At 40.6% G+C, this 18,047-nt stretch carries 14 protein-coding genes; 8 read left to right on the top strand and 6 right to left on the bottom strand.

What is annotated here, in order from left to right; genetic code table 11:
• Together HMPREF3002_RS04620 and gorA are read right to left on the bottom strand one after the other, a co-directional pair.
• The coding region (locus HMPREF3002_RS04620; protein ID WP_070665419.1) for a collagen binding domain-containing protein at window positions 1-1,039 on the bottom strand (1,039 nt) is incomplete at its 3' end.
• 309 nt (window positions 1,040-1,348) lie between these two features.
• Complete coding sequence (gorA, locus tag HMPREF3002_RS04615; protein WP_070665418.1) at window positions 1,349-2,698, bottom strand: glutathione-disulfide reductase; 1,350 nt, start codon at window positions 2,696-2,698, stop codon at window positions 1,349-1,351.
• Window positions 2,699-2,876: 178 nt separating this feature from the next.
• On the opposite strand from gorA, the gene HMPREF3002_RS04610 reads away from it, so the two are divergent.
• The 4 genes from HMPREF3002_RS04610 (at window position 2,877) to lysS (ending at window position 7,809) form a co-directional block, all read left to right on the top strand.
• Window positions 2,877-4,034, top strand: a complete 1,158-nt coding sequence (locus HMPREF3002_RS04610; RefSeq protein ID WP_070665417.1) for an efflux RND transporter periplasmic adaptor subunit — start codon at window positions 2,877-2,879, stop codon at window positions 4,032-4,034.
• On the top strand, window positions 4,018-4,713 hold the full coding sequence (locus HMPREF3002_RS04605) for an ABC transporter ATP-binding protein (protein ID WP_003002759.1): 696 nt from the start codon (window positions 4,018-4,020) through the stop codon (window positions 4,711-4,713). Before HMPREF3002_RS04610 ends, HMPREF3002_RS04605 begins: the two co-directional genes overlap by 17 nt.
• Window positions 4,713-6,050 (top strand): ABC transporter permease, encoded by a 1,338-nt coding sequence (locus HMPREF3002_RS04600; protein ID WP_070665416.1) that lies wholly within the window; start codon window positions 4,713-4,715, stop codon window positions 6,048-6,050. Before HMPREF3002_RS04605 ends, HMPREF3002_RS04600 begins: the two co-directional genes overlap by 1 nt.
• Before the next feature lie 268 nt (window positions 6,051-6,318).
• Entirely contained in the window at window positions 6,319-7,809 is a 1,491-nt protein-coding gene (gene lysS, locus HMPREF3002_RS04595; protein ID WP_070665415.1) for a lysine--tRNA ligase, read from the top strand.
• Window positions 7,810-7,845: 36 nt separating this feature from the next.
• Here the strand turns inward: lysS and HMPREF3002_RS04590 are convergent, their stop codons facing one another.
• The 3 genes from HMPREF3002_RS04590 to HMPREF3002_RS04580 all read right to left on the bottom strand — a co-directional run bounded on the left by HMPREF3002_RS04590 (window position 7,846) and on the right by HMPREF3002_RS04580 (window position 9,981).
• The gene (locus HMPREF3002_RS04590; RefSeq protein WP_070665414.1) at window positions 7,846-8,469 is read right to left on the bottom strand and encodes a histidine phosphatase family protein; all 624 of its coding nucleotides are present in this window, start codon (window positions 8,467-8,469) and stop codon (window positions 7,846-7,848) included.
• Between the two features lie 22 nt (window positions 8,470-8,491).
• Window positions 8,492-8,965, bottom strand: a complete 474-nt coding sequence (locus tag HMPREF3002_RS04585) for an aminoacyl-tRNA deacylase (RefSeq protein WP_049507671.1) — start codon at window positions 8,963-8,965, stop codon at window positions 8,492-8,494.
• A gap of 140 nt (window positions 8,966-9,105) precedes the next feature.
• Window positions 9,106-9,981, bottom strand: coding sequence for a GH25 family lysozyme (locus HMPREF3002_RS04580; RefSeq protein ID WP_070595065.1), 876 nt, complete (start codon window positions 9,979-9,981; stop codon window positions 9,106-9,108).
• A gap of 249 nt (window positions 9,982-10,230) precedes the next feature.
• Between HMPREF3002_RS04580 and ftsW the strand changes: the two genes are divergently transcribed.
• From ftsW to tpiA, 4 genes are all read left to right on the top strand, one after another.
• Window positions 10,231-11,472, top strand: a complete 1,242-nt coding sequence (ftsW, locus tag HMPREF3002_RS04575) for a cell division peptidoglycan polymerase FtsW (protein WP_070665413.1) — start codon at window positions 10,231-10,233, stop codon at window positions 11,470-11,472.
• 38 nt (window positions 11,473-11,510) lie between these two features.
• Window positions 11,511-14,336: a phosphoenolpyruvate carboxylase gene (gene ppc / locus HMPREF3002_RS04570; RefSeq protein ID WP_070665422.1), complete on the top strand. Its 2,826-nt coding sequence runs from the start codon at window positions 11,511-11,513 to the stop codon at window positions 14,334-14,336.
• Between the two features lie 278 nt (window positions 14,337-14,614).
• Window positions 14,615-15,811: an elongation factor Tu gene (gene tuf, locus HMPREF3002_RS04565; protein WP_070665412.1), complete on the top strand. Its 1,197-nt coding sequence runs from the start codon at window positions 14,615-14,617 to the stop codon at window positions 15,809-15,811.
• Window positions 15,812-15,974: 163 nt separating this feature from the next.
• A complete protein-coding gene (tpiA, locus tag HMPREF3002_RS04560) occupies window positions 15,975-16,733 on the top strand; it encodes a triose-phosphate isomerase (RefSeq protein ID WP_045763546.1) in 759 nt (252 codons plus the stop codon).
• A gap of 76 nt (window positions 16,734-16,809) precedes the next feature.
• Here tpiA and HMPREF3002_RS04555 read toward each other — a convergent pair whose 3' ends face one another.
• Entirely contained in the window at window positions 16,810-18,045 is a 1,236-nt protein-coding gene (locus HMPREF3002_RS04555) for an aminoacyltransferase (RefSeq protein WP_070665411.1), read from the bottom strand.
• Window positions 18,046-18,047 lie beyond the last annotated feature (2 nt).

Genomic DNA, 18,047 nt, shown 5'->3' with positions numbered 1-18,047 from the left:
TAGTAGTTGTGGTAGTCGGCTCTTGAGTCGTAGTGGTTGTTGATGTCATATCGCCATCCACACCACCGTTTGCATTAATATTTGCAACAGATGCATTAACTTCCTTGGCAACAACGGCTTGCTCACCTTTAACGTGATACCATACCTTAGTATTATTTAAGAAATTCTTTTGATTTTCATTCTCTACTTTAGTCTGGTAAAAGATCAGGACGCCAGTCTTATTAATTTCACTTTGAGGAATAGTAACCTTAATTTTTCCGGTTGCGTCAATTGTGAAAGTTGCTCCAGGAAAGTCTGCTAAGAAATCATCGATAGCAGTTGAGCCACCGTAATATCCTGGTTTGTTACCTGTAGTAGTAATACTAAAACTATCTTTTACAAGTGAATGACCACCTTGGATGTCATCTTCAACACGAACATCACCATCTACATCTAAGTTCATTGCATTAATGGTTAGTGTCCAAAGAATATGTTCAGGATCATTCGCGTGCATATCACCCGCTTTGAGATAGAATGGAGCGCTGTTAACACCAGTAGCCATTTTCTTAACGTTTAATTCTACTTTTCTAGCTCCACTAATAATAGTGAATTTCCCGACATGCTCCTTATCGGTTGCTGTATCATTATGCCCTTCAATCTCAAACTCACCCCAACCGCGGATGTTTTGAAGGTTTTTGATGCCTTCATTAAAAGTCACCGTCGCAGATCCATCTGTAATGACCATGTCTCCAACATAAGTTCCATCAATACTCAGTGGAATAGTCTTTTTAAATCCTACACCAAAGATAGTTCCAGAACTAGTCCAATTAACTTTTAATGTATCCCCTGGTTGAATCTTTTGGGCATGCTCATCAAATGTAAACTTAACGGTTGTTTGTCCCCCATCTGTGATTTCTTGAGATGAAACAGTAAGTGAGCTAATATTGTTACTTACATCTCCAGCTTTTACCATATCGGATTGCGAAAATATGATAAATAATAATGGTAAAAATATAAGAAAGAAGACTTTTACAAGTCTACTTAGATTCTTTTGATTCATTTTCTTCTCCCATTTGTCTCCAATCATTTACATCAATTTGTATGTGGTTGCCAAAAACTTACAAAATTGAGAAATTTCATAGGTCGCTTTTTCAAGACAACACCAATAAAAATGCACCTCCCACTAGTCTGCAGTCGAAAAAGACATCCTACAAAGTGAATTATATCACAAATTAGTGAAGTTTTAAATATAAAAATATTTTATATTGTAAATTTTAAGGCTTTTACCAATATTAGATAAATGAAAAAGGACTATTATTTATTGAAATAGTCCTTTTAACTTGAAGTACAAGGACTTCAAGCTTATTTTTTATCTCATGGTCACAAATTCTTCGGATCCAGTTGGGTGAATGGCGACAGTTGCATCGAAATCGGCTTTTGTCGCTCCCATCTTGATAGCAACGGCAAATCCTTGGATCATTTCGTCCACGCCATATCCAAGTCCATGGAGACCAACGACTTTTTCTTCTGGCCCCGCAGTGATGAGTTTAAATTTTGCCTGCTGGCGGTGTTGGGTAACGGCGGTATACATAGAAGCAAATTGAGAAGTATAGACTTTAATATTCTCTTTTCCATAAGTTTGTAGGGCTTCCTCTTCCGTTAAGCCCACCGTTCCGATAGCAGGGTGAGAAAAGACAACGGTAGGGATGCTAGTATAATCCATTTTAGCATCGACTTTTCCATTAAATAGTCTTTCAGAAAGGGTTCGCCCAGCCTTAATGGCCACTGGAGTCAACTCTTTTTCACCCGTGACATCACCAAGAGCATAGATGCCCGGAACAACGGTGTTTTGGTAATCATCTACTGCGATAAATCCCTTTTCATTTAAAGTAACACCTGCTGCTTCTAAATTCAGATCCTTGACGTTTGGTTTGCGTCCGGTTGCCCAGATGACATGTTCCGCTACATGGCTGGTCATATCTTCAAAGTAAACCTTGACACGTCCGTCTGTTAATTTTTCAAGCTTCATGGGAACCTTATGCTTGTGAAGAGGAAGTCTTTGTTTTTCCATTTCTTCCATTAAACCATCAGAAATGGAAGAATCAAAACTACGTAATACCCGATCTTTTCGAATGAAGAGGTCCGTTTGAACGCCTAGATGGTGAAGTACACCGGCTAATTCTACCGCAATGTAGCCAGCTCCAATTATAGCAATAGACTTTGGAAGTTCCTCCCAAGCAAAGACATCATCGGATGTTTCGCCAAATTCTGCTCCAGGAACAGAAGGAATATGAGGATAGGCTCCTGTCGCAATTACAATATGCTTGGCTTTGATGGTCTCTCCATTTACCTCAACCGTATGAGCATCCACAAAACGAGCACGACCTTCAATCAGTTCGACTCCATTGCGTTTGAAACTACCATCATAAGAATTCCGAGAACGATCAATATAGGCTTCACGATTTTTTCTTAAGGTTGCAAAATCAAATTTGGTCTGTTCAGAAGTAAAACCATAGTCTGGCCCGTAATCGCGAATGGCTTCTGCAATTTGTGCACCATACCACATAATCTTTTTAGGCACACATCCTCTGTTGACACAGGTGCCCCCCAATTGTTTTTCTTCGATGACAGCAGCGCGTGCTCCGTGCTCCCCAGCCCGGTTCATCGTAGCGATTCCTCCACTACCTCCACCGATTGAAATAATATCAAATTCTTTCATGTTTTCCTCCTAAATGGGATTTCAGTTTGATTGTAATATCAACTGTTACAAAAGTCAAGGGTTTAGCATTTCCCAAGCATTTAAATTTCATTTTGCTGTGTCAATTTTAGATAGAAAAGTAAGGAAATATGGTATACTATGGTATAGAAAAAAACGCTTTCTTTGATGGAGAAAAACGATGAAGAAATTGAAAAAATGGCAACTATTTACAGCCGCAGGTGCGGCAATTGCGGTGATTGGAACAGGAAGTGTGATGGTGTTTTCACATCCAAGTACTCCTGATCAAGCAGTCACTAAAGAAACTCTAATGGTGCAAACGGTCAAGGATGGCTCGATCGCTTCTTCGGTCTTGTTAACTGGGAAGGTCACTGCCAATCAGGAGCAGTATGTCTATTTTGATGGAACCAAAGGTGATTTGCAGTCGATTTTGGTCAATGTAGGAGATCAAGTGACGGCCGGTCAGCCAATCGTTCAATATAGCAGTACGGAGGCCCAAACAGCTTACGATGCAGCCGTTCGTGCTGTCAATAAGGCAGATCGTCAGTTAAATGATTTACTGACAAATGGTGTGAGCATTGATACGACAGGAGATGAAGAAGCAGATGCCAAGTCAGCTTCACAGACCCAACGCACTGTTGATTCTCAAGCTAGCGATTTACGAGATGCCAAGTCTGATGCGGTTGATAATATGAACAAGGCTAAGGCACTTCTGGATGCGACAACAGTCAAGAGTAATACAGATGGCACTGTGGTCGAAGTCAATAAAGATGTTTCAAAATCGACTACAGGGACCAACCAAACTCTGGTTCACATTGTGAGCAACGGAAATTTACAAGTCAAAGGGGAATTATCTGAATACAATTTGGCCAATATCTCTGAAGGTCAGGAAGTGGTTCTCACTTCCAAAGTTTATCCGGATAAAACCTGGACAGGAAAGATTTCTTATGTAGCGAATTATCCGACTGACGCGGGTCAAGCAGGGGCCAATGCAGCAGGTGGAACACAAGGAAGTGGGGGAGCCAAGTACCCATTCACAGTAGATATTACTAGTGACATTGGGGAACTCAAACAAGGCTTTTCTGTCAATATTGAAGTCAAAAGTTCTACTCAACATCCCCTTGTTCCCGTGACCAGTGTCATGGCTGATGGAGATACGAGTTATGTATGGACGGTCGAAAATGGTAAGGCTAAGAAAGTAAAAGTGACGCTTGGTAACGCCGATGCAGAAAACCAGGAAATCTTGTCAGGCTTGAAGAAAGATGCCCAAGTTATTGTGAATCCTAATGAGAAACTGGAAGATGGAAAAGAGATCGGAAAATATGACAAAATTGATTGAACTAAAAGGAATCAATAAAACCTATAAAAATGGGGACCAGGAACTTCGTGTCTTAAAAGACATCGATTTAGAAGTCGAAGAGGGAGAATTTGTGGCCATTATGGGTCCATCGGGCTCAGGGAAATCGACCTTGATGAACGTCATTGGCTTGTTGGACCGACCGACCAGTGGAGAGTATTTCCTAGAAGGTCAGGAGGTTGGAAATCTCAGTGAGAAAAAATTAGCACGTGTTCGAAATGAACAGATCGGTTTTGTCTTTCAACAATTCTTTCTTCTTTCCAAGCTCAATGCCTTTCAAAATGTGGAACTGCCTCTCATTTATGCGGGAGTTCATCCTGCTAAACGGAAGGAATTAGCTGAGCAGTACCTTGAAAAGGTAGAGCTCCATTCTCGCATGCACCATTTGCCTTCAGAGCTCTCAGGGGGTCAAAAACAACGGGTTGCGATTGCTCGAGCCCTTGTCAATCAGCCAGCCATCGTCTTAGCAGATGAGCCGACTGGAGCTCTAGATACCAAGACAGGGGAGCAAATAATGGACTTGTTAACCAAGCTAAACCAAGAAGGAAAAACCATTATCATGGTTACACACGAGCCAGAAATTGCAGCCTTTGCGCATCGTCGCATCGTTATTCGTGACGGAGTGATCTCCTCAGATAGCAAGCTGGAAAGGGGGACCTAATGCAAAATTGGAAATTTGCGATCAGCTCGATTATGAGCCATAAATTACGGTCTTTCTTGACCATGGTGGGGATCATTATTGGGGTTGCTTCTGTCGTTGTCATCATGGCTCTGGGAGATGGTATGAAAGCTGGTGTCACCAAGACTTTTACCAAGGACCAAGAGTATGTACAAATCTCTTATTCTCCCAACAAGAGTGGCTATGTGACAGGAATCAATATTGGCCCTTCTGAAGATACAGGAGAAGGCGGAGGCGAAAGTGGCCCTGCGGCTGAAGACCGAGGGATGGCTGCTCCATCGGATATCGATGGGGAAAACGCTGAAGATGTTGATGGTCAAGTCCAAGAAGCACCACCAGTTGTGCAAGAATCTTGGGTTAAGGAATTAACCAAGATTCAAGGCATCGATGGTTACTATGTTAGCAATACCTCCAATGCAACCATTGCTTTTCAAAAGAAAAAAGCAGAAGGGGTAAACATCCAAGGAGTAAATGAAACCTATTTTTCTGTCAAAAAGGTTGAGCTCTTATCTGGACGAAAATTAACCCCTTCAGACTATAGTAATTTCTCCCGGGTGGTGCTCCTTGATGAAGGATTGGCCCAACAATTATTTGGAACGGAGAATCCACTGAATCAGGTGGTCTCTGTTGGGGATAACAATTATCGCGTCGTTGGTATTTTCAAGGATCCAAATGCAGGAACAGCTCTTTACGGAGCTTCCTCAGGTGGAAGTGCCTTGATGGCCAATACCCAACTCGCCTCTGAATTCGGAACGGATGAAATTCAAAATATTGTCGTCCATGTGCCAGATGTGAAGCAGATTAAAACCGTTGGGATTGAGGCTGCTCAAAAGTTAACAGAACTTTCAGGTGTTCGCCAAGGAGAATTTCAAATCTTTAATTTGGATAGCATCCTAGAGGAAACCAAAAAAGTAGTAGGAATTATGACGTCAGTGATCGGTGCCATTGCAGGGATTTCCCTTTTGGTTGGCGGGATTGGAGTCATGAATATCATGTTGGTTTCTGTGACAGAGCGGACGAGAGAAATTGGTCTTCGCAAAGCATTGGGAGCAACTCGAGGTAAGATTCTGGTTCAATTTTTGATTGAGTCGATGGTCTTGACCATCATTGGTGGGCTGATTGGACTTGGACTTGCTTATGGTGTGAATAGCTTGATTACTACACTCGCAGCAGCCTCCCTAGAAGGCCCACCGATTATTTCCTTAAATGTCGCTATCGGCAGTATTATTTTCTCTGCTTTTGTAGGCATCATCTTTGGAATTTTACCAGCGAATAAGGCTTCTAAGTTAAATCCGATCGAAGCACTGCGTTATGAATAAAAATAGGAGCGAGTCAGGATGAATGGTTTAAGATTCTCCACGCTCCTTTTTGCTGCTGTTGTTGAATAGTTTGTCGAAACCTTTTCAATTATCTCGCCCTGTACAGGTTAAACAGTTTAAGCAGTCAACGACAGTTTTCGGATATTATTTGAGTATAGCTTCGAGAGGTTACATTTTACCTAGCCTTATTTTTGTTTAATTGGTAAATATTAGTGAATTTCTGGTCCAAATATGATAGAATAGGGGAGAATAACTTAGGAGGTTCCAAATGACTACTGAACACATGGAAGAATTGAATGACCAGCAGATTGTCCGTCGTGAGAAAATGGCGGCCCTTCGTGAACAAGGAATCGATCCATTTGGAAAACGATTCGAACGTACTGCAAATTCAGGTCAATTAAAAGAAAAATATTCAGAATTAGATAAAGAACAACTCCACGACTTGAACGAAACAGCTATTATTGCCGGTCGTCTTGTAACAAAACGTGGAAAAGGAAAGGTTGGCTTTGCCCATCTTCAAGACCGTGAAGGTCAAATTCAAATCTACGTTCGTAAGGATGCTGTTGGAGAAGAAAACTACGAGATCTTCAAAAAAGCAGACCTTGGTGATTTCCTTGGTGTTGAAGGGGAAATCATGCGCACAGATATGGGTGAACTTTCGATTAAAGCAACTCATATCACTCACTTGTCAAAAGCCCTTCGTCCTTTGCCTGAAAAATTCCACGGACTTTCAGACGTTGAAACCATCTATCGTAAACGTTATTTGGATTTGATTTCAAACCGTGAAAGCTTCGAACGCTTTGTAACCCGTTCAAAAATCATCTCTGAAATCCGTCGTTATTTAGATGGTCAAGGCTTCCTTGAAGTGGAAACACCAGTGCTTCACAATGAAGCTGGTGGTGCGGCTGCTAAACCATTTATCACTCACCACAATGCACAAAACATTGACATGGTGCTTCGTATCGCGACTGAGCTTCACTTGAAACGTTTGATTGTTGGTGGGATGGAACGCGTCTATGAAATCGGACGGATCTTCCGTAACGAAGGTATGGATGCCACTCACAACCCTGAATTCACTTCGATCGAAGTCTATCAAGCTTACGCTGACTTCCACGATATCATGGACTTAACTGAAGGCATTATCCAACATGCTGCGAAAGCGGTCCATGGTGATGGTCCAATTGACTACCAAGGAACAGAAATCAAAATCAATGAACCATTCAAACGGGTTCACATGGTTGATGCGATTAAAGAAATCACAGGTGTTGACTTCTGGAAAGACATGACCTTTGAAGAAGCTGTAGCACTGGCAAACGAAAAACATGTACCAGTTGAAAAACACTACACAGAAGTGGGACAAATTATCAATGCCTTCTTCGAAGAATTCGTTGAAGAAACCTTGACACAACCAACTTTTGTTTACGGTCACCCAGTAGCAGTATCTCCATTGGCTAAGAAAAATCCAGAAGATCCACGCTTCACTGACCGTTTCGAACTCTTCATCATGACCAAAGAGTATGCGAATGCCTTCACGGAATTGAATGATCCGATCGATCAATTGCAACGGTTTGAAGCACAAGCGCGTGCGAAAGAATTGGGAGATGACGAAGCTACAGGCATCGACTATGACTATGTTGAAGCCCTCGAATATGGTATGCCACCAACAGGTGGACTTGGAATTGGTATTGACCGTCTCGTTATGTTGTTGACAAATGTAACAACGATTCGCGACGTCCTTCTCTTCCCAACTATGAAATAAGCTAAAAGAAAACACTGATCGCAAGATCAGTGTTTTTTAGTCTTCCATATAAGAGGTGTCGTTCCAAGTATCTAAGTGATAATGCTCAAAATCATCTGTTGTCAGAATCGTCACGCTGGCATTATCTAGTCCGCCATTTTTGCGGAGTTCTCCTGTTTCATAACCAAGCAAGGTTCGAATAGAAGCTGTCAAATTAGCCCCATGTCCAACGATGAGAACAGTATCGAGCTCTTTTCCTTTCAGGCTTTTTATAAAATCACAGGTACGTTTGGTCGTTTCATAGACAGATTCTGCATCAAAGATTTCATTTTGAAAGCGGGCTAGGTTATGGCGAAAGGCATCCATTTGTTGGGGATAGATAGCTGAAATAGTAGAAATTTTAGCTCCTTCCAATTTTCCCAAATTCCACTCACGAAGAGCAGGCGTTGCTTGCAATTCTAGAGGTGTCTCCAATTGATCGAGGATGATCTGTGCGGTATGGACTGTTCGTGGCAGATCACTTGCAAAGGCTGCATCAAAAGGAACAGTAGCTAGGTGCTTTCCTAATTTTTCAAGCTGATGAATAGAGGCTGGTAACAGCGGAGAATCGCCATTTGATCCCTGAAAACGTCCTTCTTCATTCCATTCTGTCCGTCCGTGTCGAATAAAATATAGTTTCACAATCTTGTCTCCTTCTCTGTCATTATTCTAAAATATCTGCAAAAGTCGCTTGTACGAAGTCTGCTAGAAGTTGTGGTTTGATTTGAATACTATGGCCGATTTCCCCGGCAGATACGATCATGGTCTCTAACTGAAGGGCTGATTCATCGATAAAGATTGGGAAAGGATGCTTTTGACGAATGCCCACCGGATTATTGGCCCCATGAATATAACCTGTTGTCTTTTCGAGATCCTTTTGAGGAATCATAGCGACTTTCTTATTTCCCGATAATTTGGCCAATTTTTTCTCTGAAAGATGTTCCGTAATAGGAATGATCCCAATCACAGGACCCGTTTTATCTCCTTTGAGAGCTAGGGTTTTGAAAATAGTAGAGCGATCAATCCCTTCTGGTAAGATCCCTTCTAAAGCGTTGATTTGTAAGCCTACGTGCTCAATTTTTGCTTTAGTCAAGATCTGCTCGACTAAGGTTTTTTTTACTTTATTTTTTTTTGCCATGGCTTTCTCCTTTTCTCTTTTTCTCTACAAAATCAGATTTCATTAGACCATTATAACATATAATAGCGACGATATTGTCTTCTCCTTAAAAATAGAAAACAGCAGAAAAAGTGAAGATCACTTGATCTGCTGTTTTAAGGCTATGAGGAAGAGTTATCTTTTTGTACTTTGAAAAGTTTCCGATAAATCGCTTCTTGGTCTTGCGTCGGAGCAATTTGGTTGAGATCCAAGTAGTGTGAGAATCCATTTAATTGCCCTTGAGAGGTATATTGATGCAAGTCGTATTCCGTGTTGGTATCTGGCGCGGCATTATAGTAGCCGTCATCAAATCCATAAGTAGGAATCCAAAGAGCCGTAAATTTATCAGTGGAGATACTATGTTCTTCCATGAAGTAAGTTCCGATATAGAGTCCAATATTTTTTGCACCCAAAGCTTGTAGTTTTGCTCGGAAAGCTTCAACACCTGCATTCATATCCTTCATGGTTTTTTCCTCAACGTCTAACCAATAGTAGGTCGGTTTGTAAGGAGAAGCAGCCTTGTAAAATTCTTCTGCTTCTTTTTCCATTTCTTTTTTATCCTTAGCAGCGACATAAGCATAGACTGCGACAGGGATATTTCGTTTTTGGAATTCTTGGATATGAGTTTTAAAAGATTTATCCAGACCATTTAAGTAGGTTGCCGCATTTTCCTTTTTAGCTTGAGCCCCACTATGGACACGTACGATTACACCTCCCACATTTTGGGAAAGGACATCGTAATCAATTTCACTAGGCAATTGCCAGCCTGAGATATCAATGATCGGACGGCCAACCAGTTCTGGATTGATGTCTTCTTCTTTTTTAGAAGAAGAGCTTGCAGTGGTTGTTTTTTTAGGTGTATTGGAGTTCGGAATGGTTTTGGTTGTTTCTTGTCGCTCTCTGGCTTGCAGATCGGCAATCGTTCGTGAGAGAACGAGAAAAGAAATGATACCGATAAAAAAGACCAAGAGAACAACGGGTTTTATCCTTTTTCTCATACAGAAACATTTTACCGTAAAAAAAATGAAAAGGCAAAACTTAATGCTTAAAAGATGCTGATTTCAGCCATTATTTTCAAAAAAAAAGGAATCTTTTCATCGAAAAAGGATAAAAATATATGAAAATAAGAAGAATGATTAGAATATTTCTTGAAAATGGGGAAGAAGCCGAATCTTTTCTGGCCTTTCCTTGGTTTTGCTTCTTAAAAATGATATAATGAAGGTTGAATATTAGGAATATGGTGAATTATGAAAATTGAAAAAAGACATCTTTTAAATTATTCCATCCTCATTCCCTATTTGATTTTATCCATCATTGGCTTGATTGTTGTCTATTCGACAACAAGTGCCTTGGCAATTCAAAGTGGAGTGAGTTCGATTCGGATGGTCCGGACCCAGGGGCTCTTTTTTATCCTTAGTCTCCTAACCATCGCCTTGATTTATAAATTTAGCTTAAAGTTTCTTCGAAATAAAAAAGTGCTGGCTTTTGTCATCTTTATTGAAGTGATTTTGTTGATTTTGTCTAGGTTTATCACGGATACGGTCAATGGAGCTCACGGTTGGTTGACAATTCCTGGAGGTTTCAGTATCCAGCCAGCGGAGTACCTCAAGGTGATCTTAGTCTGGTATCTAGCCTTGATCTTTTCTAAACGACAAGACGAGATACGCGATTATGATTATCAAGCCTTGACCCACAATGAATGGATTCCAAGGAATTTAAACGATTGGCGTTGGCTGACCTTGATTCTGATTGGAATCGTTGTGATTATGCCGGACTTGGGAAATGCGACGATCTTGGCCTTAACGGTCTTGATCATGATTACGGCTAGTGGAGTGGGTTACCGTTGGTTTACCTCTTTACTTGGTTTAGTTGTTGGGGTATCCACCATTGTCCTTGGTTCAATATGGATCATCGGTGTGGATCGTGTCGCTAAAATTCCTGTCTTTGGTTATGTGGCCAAACGTTTTAGTGCCTTCTTTAACCCCTTTAATGACTTGTCTGGCGCAGGTCACCAATTAGCTAATTCTTACTATGCCATGAGTAACGGTGGTTGGTTTGGCTTGGGGCTAGGAAATTCCATTGAAAAACAAGGATACTTACCAGAAGCGCACACAGACTTTGTGTTTGCAATTGTGATTGAAGAATTAGGTTTTGTTGGAGCTAGCTTGATCCTTGCTCTCCTATTCTTTTTAATTCTTCGGATCATTTTAGTCGGTATTCGAGCAAAGAATCCTTTTAATTCGATGATGGCCATTGGGATCGGTGGGATGATCTTAGTGCAAACCTTTATTAACATCGGAGGAATTTCTGGTTTGATTCCGTCTACAGGAGTGACCTTCCCCTTCTTATCCCAAGGGGGAAATAGCTTATGGGTCTTATCCGTAGCGATTGCTTTCGTTTTGAATATCGATGCTAGTGAAAAACGGGCTAAGATGGAACAAGAAGGCATGGTTTTTGAAGAAAAAGGTAAAATCAAACCTTATTATTAAAAGGGAATTGTTGAATGGCTATTCAAAAAGGAGAAAAAATGGTCTTACAAAAATTAGAGAACTTCACAAATAAAGATATTATCAAAGAAGAAGCCGAAATCTTAACCAATTTATTAGATGATATTACGAAAAATTTGGTTCGTCCGGAAACCTTTGATAAAATTAGGCAGTTGAAGGATCTATCAAAAACACAGAACTATCGTGAGTTAAATCAAATAGTGGAACAATTGACAAATGAAGAAATGACAGTGATTTCACGTTATTTTGCCATTTTACCACTCTTGATTAACATCTCAGAAGATGTTGATTTGGCCTATGAAATCAATCATTTGAATAACGTGGATGGTGAATACCTCGGAAAACTTTCTTCAACCATTAAAGAAGTTGCGAAAAATGAAGATGCACAAGAAATTCTTGAAAATCTCAATATTGTACCTGTTTTAACAGCCCATCCAACTCAAGTGCAACGAAAAACCATGCTGGATTTAACCAATCATATTCATGCTCTTCTTCGTCAGCACCGGGATGTTAAAGCTGGTTTAATGAATGAGTATAAGTGGTATAACAACCTTCGTTGTAATATCGAAATCATGATGCAAACGGATATGATTCGTGACAAAAAATTGAAGGTTACTAATGAAATCACCAACGTTATGGAATATTACAATAGCTCTTTCTTGCAAGCTGTTCCAAACCTGATGTTGGAATACAAACGCTTGGCAAAAGAGCATGGATTAGAGCTTGAACAACCACGTCCGATCACAATGGGCATGTGGATCGGGGGAGACCGGGACGGGAATCCGTTTGTAACAGCTGAGACCTTGAAGCGTTCAGCAACTATTCAAAGCGAAGTCATTTTGAACTATTACATCGAAAAGATTTCTAAATTATACCGTCATTTCTCCCTTTCAACGAGTCTTTCTAAAACAAGTGAAGCAGTAGCTGAAATGGCAGCCCTATCCAGTGATACATCCGTCTTTCGTGAAAAAGAACCTTACCGTCGGGCTTTCCACTATATCCAGTCAAAATTGATCCAAACCTTGGTCAATTTAAAAGAATGGACGATGGTGGGAGAAACCAGAGAAGATCGTTATGCTGTCGAGAGGTTATTAGGAGCAAATGCTCATCAACAAGGGCCAGTTTCTGATTATATCGGCAATCGTATCTCTGGAGCTCTAAAGAAAATTTCTGAGAAAGAAGCTCCAGCTTATGCCTCTGCTCAAGAATTTAAAGAAGACCTTGAAAAGATCAAAGATTCCTTGTTAGAAAACAAATCAGAGTATTTGATTTCTGGTGAATTTGCAGAACTTCTAGAAGCCATCGATGTTTTTGGATTCTATCTGGCCTCTATTGATATGCGCCAGGATTCGAGTGTGCATGAAGCCTGTGTGGCAGAATTGCTGAAATCAGCTGGAATTAATGACCATTATTCTGATTTATCAGAGGATGAAAAGTGTCAAGTTCTCTTGAAAGAACTTTTAGAAGACCCACGTATTTTATCAGCAACCCATGCAGAAAAATCTGAACTGCTTGAAAAAGAATTAGCGATTTTCCAAACGGCCCGTGAATTGAAAGATCGTTTAGGAGAAGAAGTCATTCGTCAAAACATCATTTCTCATGCAACCAGTGTGTCAGATATGTTAGAATTGGCTGTGATGTTGAAAGAAGTGGGCTTAGTCGATACGGAAAAAGCTCGCGTTCAAATCGTACCGTTGTTTGAAACGATCGAAGACTTGGATCACTCAGAAGAAACCATGAGAAGTTACTTGTCTCTTCCGATTGCCAAACGTTGGATTGCTTCTAAGAACAACTACCAAGAGATTATGTTAGGATACTCTGATTCCAACAAAGATGGTGGATACTTGTCTTCATGCTGGACGCTCTTTAAAGCCCAACAACAATTGACCGCTATCGGAGATGAGTTTGGAGTGAAGATTACCTTCTTCCATGGTCGTGGTGGTACTGTTGGTCGTGGTGGAGGTCCTACTTATGAAGCCATCACGTCTCAACCATTGAAATCCATTAATGACCGTATCCGCTTAACTGAGCAAGGGGAAGTGATCGGCAATAAATATGGAAATAAAGATGCTGCCTACTACAACCTTGAAATGCTCGTTTCTGCAACCATTAACCGAATGATTGCCGAACAAAAGAGTCCATTTTCTATGTTTGATCGTTTCGGGGAAGTCATGGATAAAGTCGTGAATCGCAGTTACGATATCTATCGTGATTTGGTCTTTGGAAATGAGCACTTCTATGATTACTTCTTTGAATCAAGTCCGATCAAAGCAATTTCAAGTTTTAATATTGGTTCACGCCCAGCTGCTCGTAAGACCATTACAGAAATTGGTGGTTTGCGTGCTATTCCTTGGGTCTTCTCTTGGTCACAAAGTCGGGTGATGTTCCCTGGTTGGTATGGAGTAGGTTCTAGCTTTAAGGAATTTATCGATGAGGATCCTGAGAATATCGAAACCCTTCGATACATGTATAAAAACTGGCCTTTCTTCCAATCTCTCTTGTCAAATGTGGATATGGTCTTATCCAAAGCTAATATGGATATTGCCTTTGAGTACGCCCAATTGTGTGAAGAAGAAGAAGTTCGCAATATCTATCAGATTATCTTACATGAATGGCAATTGACCAAGGACATCATCTTGATGATTGAGGAACAAGACGAGTTGCTCGCTGAAAATCCTTATTTGAAAGAAAGTTTGGACTATCGGATGCCATACTTTAACGTCTTGAACTATATTCAGTTAGAATTGATTCGACGTCAACGGACTGGACAACTACCAGCCGATCAAGACAAGCTAATCCATATTACGATCAATGGAGTGGCTACAGGATTACGAAATTCAGGTTAAAAAAATCGGAACATTGTTCCGATTTTTTTAGTCCCTGATATTAAAGGAGCAAAAGGTATGTAATGGCTTAAATAGAAGATTTAAAATGAGAATTTTCAAAGCTAGATCAGGATCTTTCAGCAAGCTGATAAAATAAAAGAAAAGAAGAGGAATAATTAAGAAAATATAGGTAAAAGGCTTGCAATTTTATCTAAAATTCGATAGAATAGTAAGGAAAGTTAGACTGTATTGCCTACTGTCTATCTATAAAATATATTTTATTGGAGGCTTTTACTCAAATGGCAAAAGAAAAATACGATCGTAGTAAACCGCACGTTAACATCGGTACAATCGGACACGTTGACCACGGTAAAACTACCCTAACTGCAGCAATCACAACTGTTTTGGCACGTCGCTTGCCTTCATCAGTTAACCAACCTAAAGACTATGCGTCTATCGATGCTGCTCCAGAAGAACGCGAACGCGGTATCACTATCAACACTGCGCACGTTGAGTACGAAACTGAAAAACGTCACTACGCTCACATCGACGCTCCAGGACACGCGGACTACGTTAAAAACATGATCACTGGTGCCGCTCAAATGGACGGAGCTATCCTTGTAGTAGCTTCAACTGACGGACCAATGCCACAAACTCGTGAGCACATCCTTCTTTCACGTCAGGTTGGTGTTAAACACTTGATCGTCTTCATGAACAAAGTTGACTTGGTTGACGATGAAGAATTGCTTGAATTGGTTGAAATGGAAATCCGTGACCTTCTTTCAGAATACGATTTCCCAGGTGATGACCTTCCAGTTATCCAAGGTTCAGCTCTTAAAGCTCTTGAAGGTGACTCTAAATATGAAGATATCATCATGGACTTGATGAACACTGTTGATGAGTACATTCCAGAACCAGAACGCGATACTGACAAACCATTGCTTCTTCCAGTCGAAGACGTATTCTCAATCACTGGACGTGGTACTGTAGCATCAGGACGTATCGACCGTGGTGTTGTTAAAGTCAACGACGAAATCGAAATCGTTGGTATTAAAGAAGAAATCCAAAAAGCGGTTGTTACTGGTGTTGAAATGTTCCGTAAACAACTTGACGAAGGTCTTGCAGGGGACAACGTTGGTGTGCTTCTTCGTGGTATCCAACGTGATGAAATCGAACGTGGACAAGTTATCGCTAAACCAGGTTCAATCAACCCACACACTAAATTCAAAGGTGAAGTTTACATCCTTACTAAAGAAGAAGGTGGTCGTCATACTCCATTCTTCAACAACTACCGTCCACAGTTCTACTTCCGTACAACTGACGTAACTGGATCTATCGAACTTCCAGCAGGAACTGAAATGGTAATGCCTGGTGATAACGTGACTATCGACGTTGAGTTGATCCACCCAATCGCCGTTGAACAAGGTACTACATTCTCAATCCGTGAAGGTGGACGTACTGTTGGTTCAGGTATGGTTACTGAAATCGAAGCTTAATTCGATCTAGTTCCCAGATTAACAATTATATAGACAGACAGAAAACCCCGTGAAGACGGGGTTTTTATTGTTTTAAAAAGTAAAAGAGTTTGTGCAACCTTTCATTATGACGAAAATTATGGTAAAATAGTTAGTATAAAAATAGAAAAAAGAGGTATGTGAAATGTCACGTAAACCATTTATTGCTGGTAACTGGAAAATGAACAAAAACCCAGAAGAAGCAAAAGCATTCGTTGAAGCAGTAGCATCAAAACTTCCTTCATCTGATCTTGTTGAAGCTGGGATTGCTGCACCTGCTCTTGACTTGACAACTGTTCTTGCTGCTGCTAAAGGTTCAAACCTTAAAGTTGCTGCTCAAAACTGCTACTTTGAAAATGCAGGTGCTTTCACAGGTGAAACTAGCCCACAAGTTTTGAAAGAAATCGGTACTGACTACGTTGTTATCGGTCACTCAGAACGTCGTGACTACTTCCACGAAACTGATGAAGATATCAACAAAAAAGCAAAAGCAATTTTTGCGAACGGTATGCTTCCAATCATCTGTTGTGGTGAAAGTCTTGAAACTTACGAAGCTGGTAAAGCAGCAGAATTCGTAGGGGCTCAAGTTTCAGCTGCTCTTGCAGGATTGACTGCAGAACAAGTAGCTTCAACAGTTATCGCATACGAACCAATCTGGGCGATCGGTACTGGTAAATCAGCTTCACAAGACGACGCACAAAAAATGTGTAAAGTTGTTCGTGACGTTGTAGCTGCTGACTTTGGTCAAGAAGTGGCTGACAAAGTACGTGTTCAATACGGTGGTTCAGTGAAACCTGAAAACGTTGCTGAATACATGGCTTGTCCAGACGTTGATGGAGCTCTTGTGGGTGGTGCATCACTTGATCCAGAAAGCTTCTTGGCATTGCTTGACTTTGTTAAATAATGACATATAAAAAGGCGAGAGATTTCTCGTCTTTTTTTATAGTAGAAAAGACCAGCTACAAAGCTGGTCTTTTGAGTTAGGAACGTCCTAATAGTTTCTTAATGAGAGAAATCAGTTTGTATTTCAGAGGACTTGGGTAATAACGGAAGGTCCCCATCTTACGGACGATGTAGCCGTTGAAGTTTTGTTTGAAACGAAGCACACCGTCTGAGCCGTCGAAGACCCCTTGAATACCAAGGAAGTTATATCTTGGGATACCACGTTTGATGGTTTCAAGCATCATATATTCTTGAAGAACAGCAGGAGCATAGAACTTATTAAATTCTGTATAAGAGCCACTGAATAAATAGGTGGATTCTTGTGGCAGATAGACGAAGAGGCTACCTGCAAGAATGACGTCTTGATCTCCATATTTTTCAATATATTCTTTTGCTTCCTGTTTTCTCACCTCAAAGGTATCAAACTGGCTAGAGAATTCACGAAGTTGATTTTGTTTTTTCTCTGAATTGGGGTTGACTTCAAGATCCTTCTGTAATTTCTCAATCTTCTGTGCTAGTTTTCCTTGGTCTTTTTCAAGATTCGTGTAGTAATGGTGGAAGTTCAGTGTTGCGATCATGAAATCTGCATTGTCGCCAAAACTGTCATAGAAAGTTTGGTAATAATCCAAGGTCTTATCCTGATAGTCGCGACGGTCACTGGTAGAGGAAGTAATATCCTTAAAGAGTTGCAGTTCATCTCGGTTTAATCGTTTCAGTTCAATACCGAAAGATTTGGCTTTCTTGACAAGTGGCTTTCCTTTTTTACTGAAGCTCTTGAGAAGATTTTTTTCGGTGATACCCTCCATATCTTTCACATAATGCCAATCACCTTCTCCACCTGGATAACCTGTTGTTAAACCATCATGCTGATAGCCCAAGTTTTTAAGGGTATCCATGAAATGGGTTTGCTCTTCACTGGTTGGATTACCGTCACTGTCAAAGGTTTGATAGGTATCATAGGGCTTGATAACGAGTTCAATAGCTCCATTTTCTTTCGCATAGTCTTTTAAAGCTGCATAGAAGGGTTCTAGCATAGCCTCCTCTTGGTAAAGAGGGCCAGAATTGATTTCCATATGGAGACCACCTGTCATAGGAAGACTGTACAAGATTGCTGCCACTTGGACTTGATTTTCTTGTTTCCAAGCGATAAATTGGACGGTATTTCCTCGCTTTTCAAGCAGATCTGCCATTTCAGCAGACTGGATGAAGGAACGATGGGAAACAGTATTTGCAAATGAGGTAAATTCTTCTTTTGAAATTGTCGTAAGAGTCATGT

This window comes from Streptococcus sp. HMSC065E03, from assembly GCF_001815045.1.
Classification (GTDB): Bacteria; Bacillota; Bacilli; order Lactobacillales; family Streptococcaceae; genus Streptococcus; species Streptococcus parasanguinis_AD.
Note: the sequence above shows the minus strand (reverse complement) of the source record. Positions and strands in the feature narration are given on the sequence as shown.

Bases quoted from the DNA above. Each gene is read 5' to 3' on its own strand.
- HMPREF3002_RS04580 (WP_070595065.1), bottom strand. From the start codon at position 9,981: ATGAGAAAAAGGATAAAACCCGTTGTTCTCTTGGTCTTTTTTATCGGT.
- HMPREF3002_RS04610 (WP_070665417.1), top strand. From the start codon at position 2,877: ATGAAGAAATTGAAAAAATGGCAACTATTTACAGCCGCAGGTGCGGCA.
- tuf (WP_070665412.1), top strand. From the start codon at position 14,615: ATGGCAAAAGAAAAATACGATCGTAGTAAACCGCACGTTAACATCGGT.
- tpiA (WP_045763546.1), top strand. From the start codon at position 15,975: ATGTCACGTAAACCATTTATTGCTGGTAACTGGAAAATGAACAAAAAC.
- HMPREF3002_RS04605 (WP_003002759.1), top strand. From the start codon at position 4,018: ATGACAAAATTGATTGAACTAAAAGGAATCAATAAAACCTATAAAAAT.
- HMPREF3002_RS04585 (WP_049507671.1), bottom strand. From the start codon at position 8,965: ATGGCAAAAAAAAATAAAGTAAAAAAAACCTTAGTCGAGCAGATCTTG.
- HMPREF3002_RS04555 (WP_070665411.1), bottom strand. From the start codon at position 18,045: ATGACTCTTACGACAATTTCAAAAGAAGAATTTACCTCATTTGCAAAT.
- ftsW (WP_070665413.1), top strand. From the start codon at position 10,231: ATGAAAATTGAAAAAAGACATCTTTTAAATTATTCCATCCTCATTCCC.
- HMPREF3002_RS04600 (WP_070665416.1), top strand. From the start codon at position 4,713: ATGCAAAATTGGAAATTTGCGATCAGCTCGATTATGAGCCATAAATTA.
- lysS (WP_070665415.1), top strand. From the start codon at position 6,319: ATGACTACTGAACACATGGAAGAATTGAATGACCAGCAGATTGTCCGT.
- gorA (WP_070665418.1), bottom strand. From the start codon at position 2,698: ATGAAAGAATTTGATATTATTTCAATCGGTGGAGGTAGTGGAGGAATC.
- ppc (WP_070665422.1), top strand. From the start codon at position 11,511: ATGGTCTTACAAAAATTAGAGAACTTCACAAATAAAGATATTATCAAA.